Below are 18542 nucleotides of genomic sequence, written 5' to 3' on the forward strand. Positions count from 1 at the left end.
GAATAATGTCTGGAATAACGATGCGCTGGCCGAGCTGGGGCGTCTACTGTCAGAACTGACAGTAGACGTGACCGTTCATCGGACTTCAGACGCCCGAACGGGCAGCTTCCGGTGCGACGGCAATCACTTCGAACCGAGGACTGTCGGCCATGGCGGATGTCTGCGTGCCTCCCGATGTTTGCGCCCGGACCCAATGCTCCTCGGACCGCACCGCTTGCGACGGTGTCGCTTCCCAGCTTTGGCCGGTAAAGGGGGCCTCGCCCAGTTTTAGCTCCGGGTCAAACCAGGCAAACAGTGCAACAGCACTTCCTTTCTCGGCCGTACCGGCAAACACCGGTTGAGGCAGAATCCATCGGCCAGACCGGGGGGTTGTAAACAGCGGTGGATCGCTTCGTAGTTCGAGGGCTCGCGCCTCGGTCCACCCGGACAGGTGCTCTCCATAACGCTGCTGAGCGAGCAACGCTGCCTGGCCGGCCGGCCGGTCAAGCGGCAGGCGCAGCGACCAGGTGCCATCCTCTTGCACCTGCGCGGTACCCAGGGGTACTTCGATGGCATCGGCAAAGGCGAGGCTGACCGTATCGCCCGGATAGCCGAAGCCGAACACCGCCATGTGCGCCTCGATGGTTTCGCCGCTGGCCGGGGTTTCGATAAACGGTTTGGCGGGCACCACTGCAAGCACCAGCTCTTCACACACAGACTTGTGATCCCTGAAATACTGTTGGAAGGTCAAGGTGTGAGCGCCCACCGGCAAAACGGCGTCGAACTCCCAATGACCGGTGTTCCACACCACCCGAACATCCCATGGATCAGGCGCATCGTTCAGCCACACATACACATACGCCGCATCCGAACCCTTTGGACGAGCCCCACGCCCCTGGATTCTGAACCTGCGCGCGACCGTATCGTCCGGCAGCGGTGTTTGCACGACAGGCGCCAACAACGTGACCTCCAGGCGGACATGCTGGCTGTGTGCGGAGTGCGTTTGGTTGAACGTCTGCCGTGCATAAATATCACTGGGTCCAAATGCCAGTTCGTCAATGATTACCGCCCATTTGCCCTCCGTCACGGGCGCCTCACCCAGGTACTCCTCGGTGCGTTGGTCATAGATTTTCATCACCGCGCCGGGCACGCCGCTATGGCCTTCGATCACCGAATCCTGGTGGCCTACCGGCACCGTGATCGGCGTGATGACGGGTTTTACCACCGCCACACTGAACGACTTGCTCGCCGGGTTGGACGTTTGTCCGCCGAATGTCTGGGTTGCCGTGACGGTATGCGCGCCTGGCAATGAGAGTTGCGACCGGGTGAACGTCCATCGACCGTCCTTGTCGCTATCGGTCGCGGAACCGGATGGCCCGCCGTCGCTGAACACGAAATTGACCTCCGCTCCAGGCCAACAGGTGCCTGAAAAAATCGGAAACAAACCGTCTTCGTCAATGGTGTCGATCGTCGGGAGCCGAGGCCGAACGACCACGGACACCGGCTCGGTCCAGGCAGATGCCAGTTCCGGGCTTCCGCTTGCCTGGAACAGCTGCCTCGCCTTCACTGAATGGCTGCCAGGCGCCCAAGGCACTGACGCTTCAGCCGACCATTGGCCCAATATCACGGGAGTTTTCGGCACAGGTGATGTGCCCCCAGACACTTCGACCTGGGTATCAGGCTGGTTGTCCCAATGATGACCGGTCCCGGAAAACTTCGGCCGCTGATCCTCACCCACATGAAACGTGAGCGTGGGCGTCGGAACGCTTATCGAAAAAGAAAAGGGAGCGGTAGCCTCGGAATAGATCTTCTCGCCAGCCGATGCCCCACACACCCATTGGCGCGCCTGACAGGTGTAATTGCCCGGTACCCAGTTGGCGGAGGTGTAGGTCCAGGACGAAGTTTGCACAGGCAATTCGATCGGGGCCAGCTCAGGGCTGGTGAAGGTGATTTCAATATAGGCCGGCACTTCCCCCACATACCCCCCGTTGCCGGAGAATGTCACGGTGTTGTCGTCGGCGGGACAGGCGGTGAATGAGCTGAATTTTGGGGGGCGGATTTTGAAATGGCGAGGGGTGCTGCGCGGCGACTCCAACTGACCTTTGAAATTTTGCGCGACCACTGACGCAGGTCCCACAGGTACGGTAACGGATGCACTCCACTGGTCTCCTGTCAACGTCTCGCTTGCGCCTACCGGGGTATCGTTAAGATCAAGAAATACTCGAGCGATAGCGCCTGCCTCACCGCCCGTTCCTGAAAGCGTAAAGGTTTGATTCTGTAACGACCCGGCGGCCGGCGAAGTGATACTCAGGGAGTTCAAACGCACGATAAATGTTCGATTCTCCGTTTCGGGCGAACTCACGCCATCAAGTGTCGCTTGTGCCCTGATGGTGACCGATGGACTTTCCAGAGCCACTTCCGATTGCTTTGACCAGTTCAGGTTGGCACCGACCTGCGTGCCTGTCACCAAAACCCGGTACGGATTGGTTTGCCATACCTTGACTGTCGAACCGCTTACTCCCGTACCCGAAATAGTTGGTCGCGGATCGACTGTTTCATTGGAAGACGGTTTGGTGATTTGTGGAGCAGCCACAGAGCGCTTAATAGTGACAATATTCGACGACCCAGAAGTTTCACTGCCTATTATTTGTTTAGCGTAAAAAGATGAAACGCCTGGTGGCAACGAGATGGAGGCGTTCCACCGACCATCTCTCCCTACGGTCGCGGATCTGAGCAAAGTCACATTGCCACTGTACAGGCAAAGCAAATTGACCTTCGCACCATTACCATAGAGGCCGTTTCCTCCCGAAACGGAAAATGGCATCTCGACCACCGCACCCGGCGCTGGCACCTCAATGATCGGCTTCTGTGAAGGAAAGACATCCGTGCCCCACCCTTCATGAGGCTCGACATCATTGTTGGTCCCATCGTAGTCCACGCGTATTGTCAGACTTACACCAAAATCAGGCGCCCCAAGGAGCGAGTCGAGGCATACGACATAATCGTGCCATTTATCATCCTGCGACATCGAGTCAGGTGAATTCAGACGCACCCATTCGCCGGCCTGAAGACCAACATCAATGTTGGCCCTGTACCAGTTACCACTTCGCGTGGTCATGTGGTAACGCAAAGTCTTTACATATATCCGGCCATTCTCAAACTTGTACTGACAGACCAACTGAGTCTTCAACGAAGACACACGCGGGTGCGTCTGATGGAGAGTGGTGGTGACCGCATCACTCCAGAAAACTTCGGAATATTGTGCACCTTCACCTTGCTCGCGAAATGAGCCGTCCTCCAGTTCAGTGATATGCGCATAGCTGGTCGTCTGGACATTTTCATCATCCAGCCAGGCTCTACCTTTAGCTCCATCATCAACGTATTCGTTCATTTCAGCGGCTCTCAACAAGGCATAGGCGACAACTTGTCAAAAGCCTACTGGCCTCCTGATCCGCTTACTACTGTCAGAACTGACAGTCAGAAAGATCAAAATGGTATAAAAATAAATGTGCTGATTTCGAAAACAAAGAATCCCGTTTCAGGTCTATCCGCACACCGTCTTCAGACACCGGCCGCAAACTACAACGTCTTGCGCCTTTGCCTACAGATCCGCCAGAATCCGCCGGCTTGTGCGCTTTGGTATTGCCCCGTAACTTGATCCGCGTCGCTGCTCATCAGCGGCCGGGTTTAGTCGCTCGGGGTGTGTCATCAAGGTGCATTGCGCCTCTATCAGTCAGGTATTCCCTATCCCTGCACTTGATGGTGGTTGTGCGCAGGGCGCTTCGGCGCGCCGGTTTTTGGTGACATTTCCCCGGTCGACTAACCTGCGTACAGCCGCCACCCTCCGTTTAGTCGCGAAGTGGTCAAGGCTCCAATTAAGGGAAAAATCACTATGTTCAAAGCCACACCCAATCCCCCACCCGAAACCGACCCGGTTTCCCCCTACGCCTCCCTCGATTCAAGAAAACTCCACGCCGCCGCCGAAAAGGCCCTCGACCACTACCTCAAACCCGATATCGAATCGCTGCGCTCATCCCGGGACCGTGCCATGAAAATGTTCACCGTCGCACCTGATGCAAACCCCGAAGCCCTTGTCATCCAGACCTATGAAACCTTTTCCTCGGTGAGCATTTTGCTGCTGGATCTGGCGGACAGCCTGGAAGACAAACAGCGGCATCTGGCGATGGCGATTTATCAGATGAGTGAGATGGGGTTGATGCTGGCGGAGAGGTCGCTGGATATCGAGCGGGCGATTAAGCCGGCCTAGCCTTTAAGTATTGGCCGTCTGGTCTGACGCCATCGCGGGCAAGCCCGCCCACAGGGATCTTCGGTGAACACACGATAGGTGAACACCGCCGAAACTGTGAGCGGGCTTGCCTGCGATGACAATAGTGAAGCCGCCGCAGCCTTCAGGCCGAAGCAGGCAACGGCTGAAAACTGAAGTACTGCTTCAACGCCTCGACCAATTGCTCATACTCCGGCGGTGCCCGTTGCAGGCTGAAGCCGGCGTCATAGTGGTGAGGGGTTTCGTCTTCGTGGCACCACAGGCAGCAGGCGTTGAGGTCGATCACCTGCTGACAATGGCCATCCATGGGGATTTTCAGGCGCAGGTCAAAATCGGCGCCCACCATCATCGGCAACTGGCTGATCAACATCAGCCCGTCCTCGGACAGATTGCCCAGAAAGCCGATGGGTTTGTCGGTGACGCTGTTGAACACTTTGAGAAAATACGGCAGTTGATGCCGCTCGATCCGGCGGTCAGTGAACATGCTGATTTCGCTACGCAAGGCCCTTAAGCAGGGCCGCACTAATGCTTCGGAACGGGCCTGCTCTATTGCTTGATAGGCATAAGCCGCGCTCTCCCCGATCCCGGTGCGACAGTCCATCCTTCCGCTGCCGCTTACTGCTGCCGATCACAGGTGTTACCTCGAATTAGAAACAAGGCTCTAAACCGATTTATTCGACTATAGCTCACCGCCACCGGTCAGCCAGCCTTTGAATACCCCTTCAATCAGAACCGGGTCGGGCTCACGACTGCCGCGCTACGAGTCGGGTAATGCCCCAGGCTCTGCAAAGTTTCCAGACGCGCGCGGGCGCGGTAGGCGTATTCGCTTTGCGGGTACGCGACGATGATGAACTGGTAGGTCTGCGCCGCATCGATAAACAGCTTCTGCCGTTCCAGGCACTGGCCGCGCATCATCGACACTTCCGGCCACACATGCGGGCGGGCGCGGCTGTCGCGCTCGACTTTGGACAACTCAAGCATCACCTGTTCGCAGTTACCGCGATCATAGGCGCTGTAGGCATTATTCAAATGATGGTTCATCGACCAACGGGTGCAGCCCACGACACTGAGGGCAAGGGCGGCAATGAGCACGAATCGCATGGGGGATCTCCTGTCTTGAGCTCTGTATCGACTCGTTGGCGGAAATCTTCAGGATGGCTGCTGCAAAGTTGTCGGGGCTCAATAAAGAAAGCAATAACCAAGTTCTTCACAAAAAGTAGTGCAAACGAACAATGACTACACCTACGGACCATAGTAGCCTCTGCTAGCGCTTGAACTCAGGAGTCTTTGCATGTCCGTCCGTCGTACCAAAATCGTCGCTACCCTTGGCCCGGCCAGTAACTCGCCGGAAGTTCTCGAACAGCTGATTCTGGCTGGCCTGGACGTCGCCCGTCTGAACTTCTCCCACGGCACCCCCGACGAGCACAAGGCTCGCGCGAAGCTGGTGCGTGACCTCGCGGCCAAGCACGGCCGCTTCGTCGCCCTGCTGGGTGACCTGCAAGGCCCGAAAATCCGTATCGCCAAATTCGCCAACAAGAAGATCGAGCTGAAGATCGGTGATCAATTCACCTTTTCCACCAGCCATCCGTTGACCGAAGGCAACCAGCAAGTGGTCGGCATCGACTACCCGGACCTGGTGAAAGACTGCGGCGTGGGCGACGAGCTGCTGCTCGACGACGGCCGCGTGGTGATGCGCGTCGACACCGCCACCGCCACCGAACTGCACTGCACCGTGACCATCGGCGGCCCGCTGTCGGACCACAAAGGCATCAACCGTCGCGGTGGCGGCCTGACCGCACCGGCCCTGACCGAGAAAGACAAGGCCGACATCAAGCTCGCTGCGGAAATGGAAGTCGACTACCTCGCGGTGTCCTTCCCGCGTGACGCCGCCGACATGGAGTACGCCCGTCAACTGCGCGACGAAGCCGGCGGTACTGCCTGGCTGGTGGCGAAGATCGAACGCGCCGAAGCCGTGGCCGACGACGAAACCCTCGACGGCCTGATCAAGGCCTCCGACGCGGTGATGGTGGCCCGTGGTGACTTGGGTGTGGAAATCGGCGACGCCGAGCTGGTGGGCATTCAGAAGAAAATCATTCTGCACGCACGCCGCCACAACAAGGCTGTGATCGTTGCGACCCAGATGATGGAGTCGATGATCCAGAACCCGATGCCAACCCGCGCCGAAGTGTCCGACGTAGCCAACGCCGTGCTCGACTACACCGACGCCGTGATGCTCTCGGCCGAAAGTGCTGCCGGTTTGTACCCGCTGGAAGCAGTGCAAGCCATGGCGCGCATCTGCATCGGCGCTGAAAAGCACCCGACCAGCAAGACCTCCAGCCACCGTATCGGCACGGTCTTCGAAAGCTGCGACCAGAGCATCGCGCTGGCGGCCATGTACACCGCCAACCACTTCCCGGGCGTGAAGGCGATTATCGCTTTGACCGAAAGTGGCTACACGCCGTTGATCATGTCGCGCATCCGTTCCTCGGTGCCGATCTACGCGTTCTCCCCACACCGCGAAACCCAGGCCCGCGCGGCCATGTTCCGTGGCGTCTATACCGTACCGTTCGACCCGGCATCGCTGCCGCCTGAGCAAGTCAGCCAGGCCGCGATCGACGAGTTGCTCAAATTGGGCGTGGTCGAGAAAGGCGACTGGGTCATCCTGACCAAGGGCGACAGCTACCACACCATCGGCGGCACCAACGGGATGAAAATCCTGCACGTGGGCGACAAGATGGTCTGAGTACCGGACCGCTGAAAAACCAAAAAGCCCCGCCATGTGAATGGCGGGGCTTTTTGGTTTTTACTTCGTAAGTTGTGTTGCCATCAGTTGCGCTTAACCATGGGGTACAAAGACATCCGCCAGCAGTTGATTGCGCGGCAAACCGGCCAGGTACAAGCGCCGGGCAAAGGCGTCGACGCTGTCGGGAGCCCCGCAGACCAAGGCCAGGGTTTGCCGCGAATCAAGCTGTAGCTGCGCCAACGCCGCTGGCAACTCGGCCGCGGTCCACAACTCGAGCGTCAGGTTTTCACGACCGTTGGCCATGGCTTGCAGGGGGTTGGCCAGATAGTGCTCATCGGCGTCATGGGCCAGGTGGATCACGCGGATGGCGCCTTGGTGATCCTGACGCAATGCTTCGCGCAAGATACCGAACAACGGCCCCAGCCCGGTGCCGGCCGCCAATAACCACAGCGGTCGGGCGTGCCAGTCCGGGTCGTAATGCAACGCCCCGCCGCGCAATTCGCCAAGGCGGATCGGATCACCGATTTGCAGCTGTCGTGCCGCATCACTGAATTCCCCCGGTTGGCGACAATCGAGGTGGAATTCCAGAAAACGGTCTTCTTCCGGCAGGCTGGCCAAGGAGTAAGGCCGCGCAATCCGACCCGCCCACAACACCAGATGCTGCCCCGCTTGATAGCGCAACGGATGTTCGCTCATCAGGCGCAAACGCAAAACGCCGGGGCTCAGCCAATCGCTGGCGGTTACGGTTGCGGCCTGGCCATCGCGCATCGGATCAAAGGTTTCCACCTGCAGATTCTCAACCACCTGACACTGACAGGCCAGACGCCAACCCTGCTGACGCTGTTCATGACTCAAGGCATCGGGACGACTGTCGCCGGGCAAACCTTCAACACATTTAACCAGGCACGCATGGCAACTGCCGGCGCGACAGCTGTAGGGCACCGACACGCCGTTCTGATTCAAGGCATCGAGCAGGTTGCTGCCCGCCGCCACCGTCCATTGGCGTTCGCCGACGCGTAATTCAGGCATCGACATTCTCCCAGGCCGCCGCGCAACGGTTGCGGCCATCACGCTTGGCGCGGTACAGCGCCTGATCGGCCCTCTGCAAGGCGTCATCCAGATCATCGCCCAGCTCCAACAACGTCATGCCCGCCGACAGGCTGAGATTGGATACATCCAGGCCGATCAACTCGACATCCATAAAAGCCATGCGCAACCGCTCGCAACACGCGGTCAGGCGTTCAGGATCACAATCGGGCAATAGCACCACGAACTCTTCACCGCCATAGCGGGCCAGAATATCGCCATCACGCAGGCACGCGGTGGCCACCCCGGCAAACGCTTGAAGCACCTGATCGCCGGCGGCATGGCCATGGACATCGTTGATGCGTTTGAAGTAGTCGAGGTCGATCAACGCCAGGCCATGCACCACATCGATTTCCATCGCCTTCAATTCGCGGGCGGCCAGATGCATGAAATGTCGGCGATTGAACAGCCCGGTGAGCTCGTCGGTCGCCACCAGGTCTTCGAGCTGGCGCATCATCCCGCGCAGGGTGTCCTGATGCGCCTGCAAGGCAAACCGCCGCTGACGCATACGCTGGCGCGAGGTGCGCACATAACCGGCATAGAGCACCAGCCAGACCAGTACCACAAACAGCACGCACATTTGCAACAGCGCCAACGTCGGGTCGGGCAGCTGGAAGTGATAGCCCTCCCACAACGTGATCGCGCTGAAACTGAAAAATACCAGCGACGCGCACCGCACGAACGCCATGCGCGAAAGATGAAACAACCCGAACAGCAGAATCAGCAGGTAAAACACCAGAAACACGCCGCGAGCCCCATCCAGATGAGCAATTAGCCAGGTCTGCCAACCCAGGCCCATCAGTATTTGTATTTCGGTCAGGCTGGGATCGGAAAAACGCAGGTTGCGCCCGCTGGAGAACACCGCGAACAACACCGCCTGGCTGAGCACCAGCAATGCACTGCCAATGGCCATGCCGGTCACGGACTCTAGACAATGACCGGTGAAAAACGCCAACCACAGCAGCAGCAAAGCCAAGGCGTAGGTGCCAGCTGCGAGGGCAAAGCGTTTGAGCAAAAGCCGCTGGATGGCGTTATGGGTCAATCGTTGATTCACCGTGGGAAAGGAGGCTGTCGGAGTGTCCTACTCTACAGGCCGGATGCCACTTTAGTGGCGAGTCCGATAAATGACCATTCAATTTTAGGGGCAGAAAACTGGCGTCAAAGAACAGGTGTAAACCATGTCCAGGTCCAAACAGCAAGCTCCGTCGTCACAAAATCCGGCGCGTGTACAGGTCATCGAGGCGCGGTATACTGCCGCGCCTTTTTAGCGTCGCGCCAGCATGCCCGGCGTGCCTTGAAAGGTGCTTGCAGCCGACCGATGCACCCAAACTGCAAGCACCTTATTGAATGTTCCCGTCTTTTAGAGGAGCGCGACTCATGACCGTGATCAAGCAAGACGACCTGATTCAGAGCGTTGCCGACGCCCTGCAATTCATTTCCTACTACCACCCCGTGGATTTCATCCAGGCGATGCACGAGGCCTACCTGCGTGAAGAATCGCCGGCAGCTCGCGATTCCATGGCGCAGATCCTGATCAACTCGCGCATGTGCGCCACCGGCCACCGCCCGATCTGCCAGGACACCGGTATCGTGACCGTGTTCGTGCGCGTGGGCATGGACGTGCGTTGGGATGGCGCCACCATGGGCCTGGACGACATGATCAACGAAGGCGTGCGCCGGGCTTACAACCTGCCGGAAAACGTCTTGCGTGCCTCGATCCTCGCCGACCCGGCGGGCGCTCGTAAAAACACCAAGGACAACACCCCGGCCGTTATCCATTACTCCATCGTTCCGGGTAACACCGTGGAAGTGGACGTGGCGGCCAAGGGCGGTGGTTCCGAGAACAAGTCGAAGATGGCGATGCTCAACCCATCCGACTCGATCGTCGACTGGGTGCTGAAGACCGTTCCGGAGATGGGCGCCGGCTGGTGCCCACCGGGCATGCTCGGCATCGGCATCGGCGGTACCGCCGAGAAAGCCGCCGTGATGGCCAAGGAAGTGTTGATGGAGTCCATCGACATTCACGAGCTGAAGAAGCGCGGCCCGTCCAACCGTATCGAAGAGATGCGTCTGGAACTGTTCGAGAAGGTCAACCAACTGGGCATCGGCGCCCAGGGCCTGGGTGGCCTGACCACCGTGCTCGACGTGAAGATCATGGATTACCCGACCCACGCCGCGTCCCTGCCGGTGTGCATGATCCCCAACTGCGCCGCCACCCGTCACGCGCACTTCGTGCTCGACGGTTCCGGCCCGGCCTCGCTGGAAGCGCCACCGCTGGACGCCTACCCCGAAATCGTCTGGGAAGCCGGCCCGTCAGCCCGTCGCGTCAACCTCGACACCCTGACCCCGGAAGAAGTGCAGAGCTGGAAGCCGGGCGAAACCGTCCTGCTCAACGGCAAGATGCTCACCGGTCGCGACGCGGCGCACAAGCGCATGGTCGAGATGCTGAACAAGGGTGAAACCCTGCCGGTGGATCTGAAAGGTCGCTTCATCTACTACGTCGGCCCGGTCGATCCGGTCGGTGACGAAGTGGTCGGCCCTGCTGGTCCTACCACCGCGACGCGGATGGACAAGTTCACCCGTCAGATCCTCGAGCAAACCGGCCTGTTGGGCATGATCGGCAAATCCGAGCGCGGCCCTACCGCGATCGAAGCGATCAAGGACCACAAAGCCGTTTACCTGATGGCTGTCGGCGGCGCGGCTTACCTGGTGGCGCAAGCCATCAAGAAATCCCGCGTGGTGGCTTTCGCCGAACTGGGCATGGAAGCGATCTACGAGTTCGACGTCAAAGACATGCCTGTGACCGTTGCGGTCGACAGCAAGGGCGAGTCGGTACACATCACCGGTCCTGCGATCTGGCAGAAAAAGATCAGTGAAAGCCTGGCGGTGGAAGTGCAGTAAGCGCTTCTCCTGCCCGAACGGCCGGTTCATCGTTATGGATGACCCGGCCGTTTTTTTATCCGGCGTTCAAACCGTTCGCGATAGAAAAATACGGCGTTCAGCCAATTTAATCTTAAAAAACCACCCGCTCCTGTCAGATCTGACAGGTTACGTCTCGCGCCCATCTTGATAGCGTTAATCCACCCACGCCCCACCGCGTGCGCACTGGATGAAACCATGGCAGATCAAGACCTCAGCATCACAACGCCGTCCATCGCGAAAAGCTCATCGATCGCCACGATCGGCAAGAGTTGGGGCGCCGTGGGGCCGACAGGGGCGGCGTCATTCGAGCTGCCAATTCCGGCTTCTCCCGGGCGGGGCTGGGACCCGCAACTGTCACTGACTTACAGCAGTCAGGCCGGTAACGGGCCGTACGGCATCGGTTGGAGCCTGGCGCTCAGCCAGATCAGCCGCCGCACCAACAAGGGCGTGCCGCGTTACACCGATCATGACGAGATTGTCGGGCATGACGGCGAGGTGTGGATGCCCGAACTTGAGGACGACGGTACGACGATCAAGGCTCGCACCGAAAGCACCTACAACGGCGTGAACGTCGGCCCGCACACCGTGGTGCGTTACTGGCCACGGGTCGAAAACGACTTTGCCCTCAGAGAACGCTGGCAACCGGTGACTCAACCATCGGAGGAGGAACAGCCAACGTTCTGGCTGGTGCACGGCGCCGATGGCTCATTGCACCTATATGGCAAAACCACGGCTTCGCGCCGAGCGGATCCCGACAACGAGCTACACGTGAGTACCTGGCGGCTCTGCGAGAGCATGAATGCCCATGGCGAACACATTTGTTTCGATTACAAGGCCGATGATCAAGACCCCGACCCCATTCATGACTACCGCGCTCAGCGTTACCTGCGCGCAGTGTTCTACGGCAACTTCACGGCCAGCGAGAATCTGTACGCCTGGACGGTGGAAAACCCGGCCGATCTGGACTGGCATTTTCATCTGCTGTTCGACTATGGCGAGCGCACCACATCGCTCACGGAAAAACCCGCCTATGGCGACAACACCCTGCCATTCCCGAAGCCCCGCCAGGATCCCTTTTCAACCTATGGCCAGGGTTTTGAAGTCGGTACGCGTCACCTGTGCCGGCAGATGTTGATGTTCCATTACTTTCCTGACGAACCCGACGCCGAACCGGTGCTGGTTCGACGGCTGTTGCTGGAATACACCGATCGCACGCCCGAGTGGAGCTTCAGCCAGATCTCAGCGGCACACTACCAGGCCTGGGACGCCAGCGGCTTCGTGGAACACACACCGCCGGTGGAGTTCGACTATTCGCCCTTCGAGATCAATAAAACGCCCGCACGGTTGCTCGAGTTCGACACCATGCCAGGCATCGAGGACGGCCAGTTTTACCAGTGTGTCGACCTGTGCGGCGAAGGTGTGCCGGGCTTCTTCTGCCGCCATGACCAGTGCTGGTATTACCGCGAACCGCTGCGCGCCACGTCGGGGCCTGATGATATCGGCTACGGGCCCTGGACCGCGATGGATAAAATACCGGCCGCGAACCGTAACAAACCCGTGCATCAGGTGCTGACCGATCTGACCGGTGACGGGCGTCTGGACTGGATCACCGCCCAACCGGGCATGAGCGGTTTTCGCACGTTGAACGCCGATCGCAGTTGGGCAGCGTTCATACCGTTTACCGCGTTCCCGCTGGAATTTTTCCACACCCTTTCGCAATTGGGCGACCTGTCTGGCGATGGGCTCAGTTCGCTGGCGATGATCGGCCCGCATTCCGTGCGCCTGTACGCCAATCGCCGCGAGAAAGGTTTCGCCGGGGCCGAAGAAGTCGCCCATGATGACGATCGGCTGCCCCTGTTCAGCGATTCCCCCAGCGAACTGGTGTTGCTGGGCAACCTGCTGGGCAGCGACATGACCGAGTTGTGCCGCATTCGGCATAACGAAATCAAATGCTGGCCGAACCTGGGGCACGGCAAGTTCGGTGAGGGACAGGTGATTAGCGCTCTGCCGTTCGAGTACGACGAATTCGATTCAACACGAGTGCGGATCGCCGACCTCGACGGATCCGGCGCACCGGCGTTGATCTATCTGAAATCCGATGCGTTCGAGATTTACCTGAACCGTGGCGGCAACGGGCTGGAGCAAACGCCGATCATCGTGCCTTGGCCTGAAGACGTGCGTTATGACCGGCTGTGCCAGGTTACCCTCGCCGACCTGCAAGGCCTGGGCTGTGCCAGTCTGATCCTGACCGTGCCGCACATAAAGCCCGAGCACTGGCGCTATGACTTTGTACCCGCCAAGCCCTACCTGCTCACTGCCAGTAACAACAACATGGGTTGCAGCGCCGAGGTGATCTACCGCAGTTCCGCGCAAGAATGGCTGGATGAAAAGGATCGGATACTCAAGCTCAAACGCTTCCCGATTTGCCGCTTGCCGTTTCCCGTTCAGGTCGTCAGCAAACAGCTCCAGTTGGACGAAGTGACGGGCAACCGTCTGACCCAATCGTTCAACTATCGCCAAGGCGTTTACGACGGCCAGGAACGCGAGTTCCGCGGCTTCGGCCAGTTGCAACAAACCGACAGTGAATCCGCCATGGGCGACGACGATGTCGGCTTCACCGCGCCGGTACGAGTCTGCACCTGGTTCCATACCGGGCAGGCCATGGACAGGCCACGGGACGGCTATTTCAATCGGGACCCCGGAGCCTTTCCGCGGGGCAAAACACTGTTCAGCCGCTATCACGCCGCTGACGAATGCGATGAACCCGTTACGCCTCCCGACGCTGCCAGCGAGTATGAAATCGCCCAGGCACTGGTCGGTTCGATCGTCAGAGTCGAAACCTGGGCCGCCGAGGACGATCCGGCCACGGCGGTGCCTTATTCGGTGGCAGAACACCGTTACCTGGTTCGCGAAGTACGGCCCAAGGGGATATATGCCGCTGCGGTGTTGTTGCCCTTGGCGCTGGAGAAGATCGGCTATCAATACGAACGCTTGATCGACGACCCGATGTGCGCGCATGACATTACATTGTGCTGGAGCCCATATGGCCAGCCTGTCCATGCCATCACCGTCAACTATGCGCGCCGCCGAACCGAGTCGGACGCGCCGCCGTTTACCGACCCCGATGAACAACAGTGGTGGCGAGACGCCCATGACGAGGCTCAGCAGTCTTACTACCTGAGCGAAACCCGCGCCCGGCTCATTGATTTGGATGAGGATCTGCAGCACTGGCGGCTGGGGCTGCCCTGGCAGCAGCGCAACAATGCGCTGGTATTGCCCAAGGGCATGCTGCCGACAGGCCTGGCGCCGGATCAGGTTTCGTATGAATTACTGACACAACATCAGAATTCCACGCAGTGGAATACCCTGCGCGTGCTGACCGGGCAATCGGTGCAGCGCTATCTCAAAACTGTCGACCAGTCGCCACTGCCCGATGGCGAGGCTGAATTCGAAACCCTGGCCGGCCCGCTGGAACAGGCGCAGATGGACAAGACTGCGCTGGATGCTTACAGCGATCTGCCACCGCCCTTCGACATCCGGGCCGAACTTACAAAAATCGGCTACGCGTTAATGCCATTGCTGTTCGAAACTCCGTCCTCGACAGACGACTTGTGGTCCGCCCGCTACGGTTTCGCCAAGTACGACAGCCTCGACGGTTTTTACAACGTGCGCGAATTCCACGAGACCCCCAGCCACGGAGTGACCAAGGCCGAATACGATCCCTACTGCTTGGCAATCATCAGCGTCGAACTGCCAGATGGCTGCACGACCCGAGTCGAATACGACTATCACGCGTTGCAACCGGTGCGCATCATCGATGCCAACGACAATATTCAGGAAGCCATTTACGAACCCTCCGGACAGCCGCTGGCCATCAGCTTTTACGGCACCGAAAACGGCATCGCCGCAGGCTTCAAGCCGCTCAGCGAATTCAAGCGCCCGGTGGATCATCGCCCGGATCCGGCCATCGAAAATCCGCCGGCCGCCGTACAAAAAGCCGCCAGCACATTGCGCAAAGACTTGTTCAGCTGGATGGGGCAGCTGCCGCTTACTGTCAGCCCCGAACAACTCACCGAATGGATCGCAAACGGCTATGTCCTGCCCAGCGGGTACATTCGCGCCAGCGCTCGCCAAAGGTTGCAACAAAACAACTTCCTGACCATGGCGGAGCAAGCGTTGAAAGAGCTCATCGCTATGGTTCACCGCGAGCCTGTGCACAGCGTCATCCTCAGCGCCGACCGTTATCCCTACGATCTTGTCTCGGCACTGATCCAGATCATCAAAACCTGTGTGGACGGCTTCGGCCGGCCCCTGCAAACCCAGCAACTGGTCGAGCCCGGCATGGCCTATGCGGTGGATGCCGACGGCAAGCTGATCATCGAGAATGGCCAGTTTCTCCAAGTGTTCGCCGACCCGCGCTGGCGCATCAGCGAACGGGTCGAGTACAACAACAAGGGCTTGGCGGTTCGGCAGTTCCGGCCGTTTTTCGCCAACACCCATCACTACGTCAACGACCAATCCCTGCGCGAGCTTGGCTACTTCGATCAACTGTTTTATGACGTGCTGGGCCGCCCGATCAAATTGATCAACGCCAAAGGAGATTTCTCCCGCGAGACGTATCACCCGTGGTACCACATCAGCGAAGACTTCAATGACACCGCTGAGCCGCCACCGCCGACACAATCACGGACATTGCACTGATGACAGCCAATGCCCATCAGCGCACGCCGTCGCTCTCGGTGAGTGACGGTCGTGGCCTGCCGATTCGCCAGATCGCTTATTTGCGCACCGTCGCCGGTGAAACGGCTACCGCTCTGGTAACCCGCCAGCAATACGATGTGGCCGGACGCCTGGTGGCGCAATGGGATCCGCGTCTGTCCAAACCCAACATCGTCACCGCCTACAGCCTGTCCGGCGAGCCGCTGAAAATCGACAGCGTGGACGCCGGCTGGCGCCTGAGCCTGCCGGGGCTGGCCGGCGAAGCGCTGGAACGCTGGGACGAGCGCGGCAATCATTGGCGCACAACCTACGATGACCAGTTGCGCGTGGTGGCCCTCGAGGAAAACGCCCAACCGGACGTCGACACCTTCACCTACGCCGATGCCTCGGCCGACACCGGGCACAACCTGCGCGGCCAGCTAGTCGAACAGGTGGATCCATCGGGCACCTTGCGTCTCGACAGCTACGGCCTGCTCGGTCAGTCGCTGCGCGAAACCCGCACCTTCCACGATGCCAAGGCCTATGTCAGCCGCCGCACCTACAGCCCGCTGGGTGCCATGCTGGAACAGACCGATGCCGGCGAACACCGGCAACAGTCGCGCTATGACCTCGCCGGGCAGCTCAGGCACGTACAGTTGCAGCTCAAGGGGCACACGGATTGGCAGCCGGTTTTGCTGGACGCGCAGTACAACGCGGCCGGGCAGATCGTCGAGCAAAAGGCGGGCAACGGCATCATCAGCACTTGGGTCTATGACCCGGCCAATGCCCGTCTGCATCGGCAATCGGCACAGAACAACCAGCAGTCGCCCCTTCAGGATTTCGAATACGAATACGATCCGATAGGCAATATCACCCGCATCCTCGACCATGCGTTCATCCCCAGCCACTTCGCCAATCAGCGAGTGGATGGCCATCGTGAATTCAGCTACGACTCCCTTTACCAACTGATCACCGCGACCGGTTACGACGACGCCCCACCGTCAGACCTTCCGGGCCGGCCCGTGCCGACCGCCACCGATGATCGACGCAACTACATCCAGACTTACACTTACGATCACGGCGGCAACCTGATCGGGCTACGCCATGTGCGTGACGGTACCAGTCATACCCGCGAGATGTTCATCGACCCGACCAGCAACCGAGGCGTGCGCTGGGCCCCGGGAGATCCCGAGCCGGCGCTCGACAAACTGTTCGATAGCCACGGCAATCTGCAAGCCCTGCAACCCGGCCAACCCATGCAATGGAACGCCCGGGATCAATTGGCTTCGGTGACGCTGGTACATCGCGACAACGGTCCCGACGACGAGGAGCACTACCGCTACAGCCAGGGCGTCCGGGTCTACAAACGCCACGACACCCACACCTCGACGATCCGCCATTTTCACGAAGTGCACTATCTGCCCGGCCTGGAAATCCGCACCAGGGACGACGGCGAAGAACTGCATGTCATTACCCTCGCCGCCGGTTTCGGCAGCGTGCGTTGCCTGCACTGGAAGGCAGGCAAACCGGCCGACATCAACGCCGACCAGTTGCGCTACACCCTGGATGATCACCTAGGCTCCTGCGTGATGGAAACGGATCAGCAGGCACAACTGATCAGCCACGAAGGCTACTACCCGTTCGGCGCCACCGCATGGATGACAGCGCGTTCGTCGGTGGAGGTCGATTACAAGACTGCGCGCTATTCGGGCAAGGAGATGGATGTCAGCGGGCTGTATTACTACGGCATGCGTTATTACGCACCGTGGCTGGGTCGCTGGACGCAGCCGGATAAATCCGGAACCGTGGATGGATTGAATCTGTACCGGATGACCGGAAACAACCCGATCAACTTTATTGATGCGCAAGGGGCCATGATAGCGTCCCCTCCTTTAACGCCTGCACAAACAACAATTGATGTGTCATCCCCATCGTCTAGTACGACATCCCCATCGTCGTCACGCAGAAGCTCCGTCGCAAGCAGTACGTCGCAAGGCTCTAACACACCTGCGCGGGTGGACAATCCTAAAGCAAACCCTCCCGGCCAATTGCCACCCAAGCCTGAGCAGTCGTGGCGTGAATGGAGCAAGGGAATGGCTTTGGCGGCCGTCAACTCTCGAGTCGGGTTAGCGTTGCTTCCGGTCGCGACATCAGCGCCTGCTAACGCAGCAGTTGTTTCAACGATACTGACCGCCAGCGTGCAGCTCATAGTACACGCCACTTTGTTCAACCCGAGCTGGTCTCCACCGGGCACCTGGGATCCAGCGGGCGGTGGCGCACTACCACCCGCAGACGTCACGCAAAATGCCAACCGTCTGTTTCAAACGATCAACGTCAGCGTAACCATGGCCGGAACTGTTGCCGGGGCCGTGCTGGGTCCGATAGTGGGGGGACACGTCGACGAGTTCAGAGGCACAAAAGCCAAAGCAGACAAAAAAGCCCAGGCGATCAAGTGGATGGACACAATCGACAAGTTGATTGCCAAGCAACGCCTGGCGGATGAGGTGTCAGTGAAGGCACAGACCTCGCTGCGTGACCAGGTGTTGGAAGTCGAGGGATTGATAGGCATCACCTGGCAAACGATGGGAATGCTGGAGAAAATTACCCGTTTGAGACCAGAAGATATCAACCAAAGCGATGCAGCGTCACGTCGAGGATCCACATTCTCTCAAGGTTCTCATAGCAGCTTTGCCAGTGCGTCAAGCCAAATCACGCGCAGGCTCAACAGAAGCTCTTCGTCAGCTTCTCGGGCGAGCCATTACGTCTGACGTTCTTGTCTGTTCGGGCGGGCACCATGCTATGGTGCCCGCCCGACTTTCTACCTGTTTG

The 18542-nt window shown here is 59.3% G+C and carries 9 protein-coding genes and 1 pseudogene; 5 read left to right on the forward strand and 5 right to left on the reverse strand.

Annotated features, from left to right (window positions below; translation table 11 throughout):
- Positions 1-85: 85 nt before the first annotated feature.
- The gene (locus LOY56_RS20370; protein WP_258616823.1) at positions 86-3370 is read right to left on the reverse strand and encodes a hypothetical protein; all 3285 of its coding nucleotides are present in this window, start codon (positions 3368-3370) and stop codon (positions 86-88) included.
- 501 nt (positions 3371-3871) lie between these two features.
- Here LOY56_RS20370 and LOY56_RS20375 point away from each other — a divergent pair.
- Entirely contained in the window at positions 3872-4246 is a 375-nt protein-coding gene (locus tag LOY56_RS20375; RefSeq protein ID WP_258616825.1) for a DUF6124 family protein, read from the forward strand.
- A gap of 142 nt (positions 4247-4388) precedes the next feature.
- Here the strand turns inward: LOY56_RS20375 and LOY56_RS20380 are convergent, their stop codons facing one another.
- The gene (locus LOY56_RS20380; protein ID WP_258616827.1) at positions 4389-4748 is read right to left on the reverse strand and encodes a PilZ domain-containing protein; all 360 of its coding nucleotides are present in this window, start codon (positions 4746-4748) and stop codon (positions 4389-4391) included.
- A gap of 242 nt (positions 4749-4990) precedes the next feature.
- The gene (locus LOY56_RS20385) at positions 4991-5365 is read right to left on the reverse strand and encodes a tol-pal system YbgF family protein (protein WP_258616829.1); all 375 of its coding nucleotides are present in this window, start codon (positions 5363-5365) and stop codon (positions 4991-4993) included.
- A gap of 190 nt (positions 5366-5555) precedes the next feature.
- Between LOY56_RS20385 and pyk the strand changes: the two genes are divergently transcribed.
- Positions 5556-7007 carry a pyruvate kinase gene (gene pyk / locus LOY56_RS20390; RefSeq protein WP_258616831.1) on the forward strand — a complete coding sequence of 484 codons (1452 nt, stop codon included), beginning with the start codon at positions 5556-5558 and terminating at the stop codon, positions 7005-7007.
- A gap of 93 nt (positions 7008-7100) precedes the next feature.
- On the opposite strand, the gene LOY56_RS20395 is transcribed toward pyk, so the two are convergent.
- Positions 7101-8036: an iron-sulfur-binding ferredoxin reductase gene (locus LOY56_RS20395; RefSeq protein ID WP_258616834.1), complete on the reverse strand. Its 936-nt coding sequence runs from the start codon at positions 8034-8036 to the stop codon at positions 7101-7103.
- Positions 8029-9135, reverse strand: coding sequence for a diguanylate cyclase (locus LOY56_RS20400; RefSeq protein ID WP_258616835.1), 1107 nt, complete (start codon positions 9133-9135; stop codon positions 8029-8031). The genes LOY56_RS20395 and LOY56_RS20400 overlap by 8 nt, the downstream gene beginning before the upstream one ends.
- A 335-nt stretch (positions 9136-9470) precedes the next feature.
- Between LOY56_RS20400 and LOY56_RS20405 the strand changes: the two genes are divergently transcribed.
- The 3 genes and pseudogenes from LOY56_RS20405 (at position 9471) to LOY56_RS20415 (ending at position 18481) form a co-directional block, all read left to right on the forward strand.
- Entirely contained in the window at positions 9471-10994 is a 1524-nt protein-coding gene (locus LOY56_RS20405) for a fumarate hydratase (RefSeq protein WP_052964313.1), read from the forward strand.
- A gap of 216 nt (positions 10995-11210) precedes the next feature.
- Positions 11211-14246, forward strand: a pseudogene (locus LOY56_RS20410) (SpvB/TcaC N-terminal domain-containing protein); the annotation flags it as partial.
- Between the two features lie 1469 nt (positions 14247-15715).
- A complete protein-coding gene (locus LOY56_RS20415) occupies positions 15716-18481 on the forward strand; it encodes an RHS repeat domain-containing protein (protein WP_258616838.1) in 2766 nt (921 codons plus the stop codon).
- The last annotated feature ends 61 nt before the right edge of the window (positions 18482-18542 follow it).

The sequence above is a fragment of the Pseudomonas sp. B21-048 genome, assembly GCF_024748615.1.
GTDB lineage: Bacteria > Pseudomonadota > Gammaproteobacteria > Pseudomonadales > Pseudomonadaceae > Aquipseudomonas.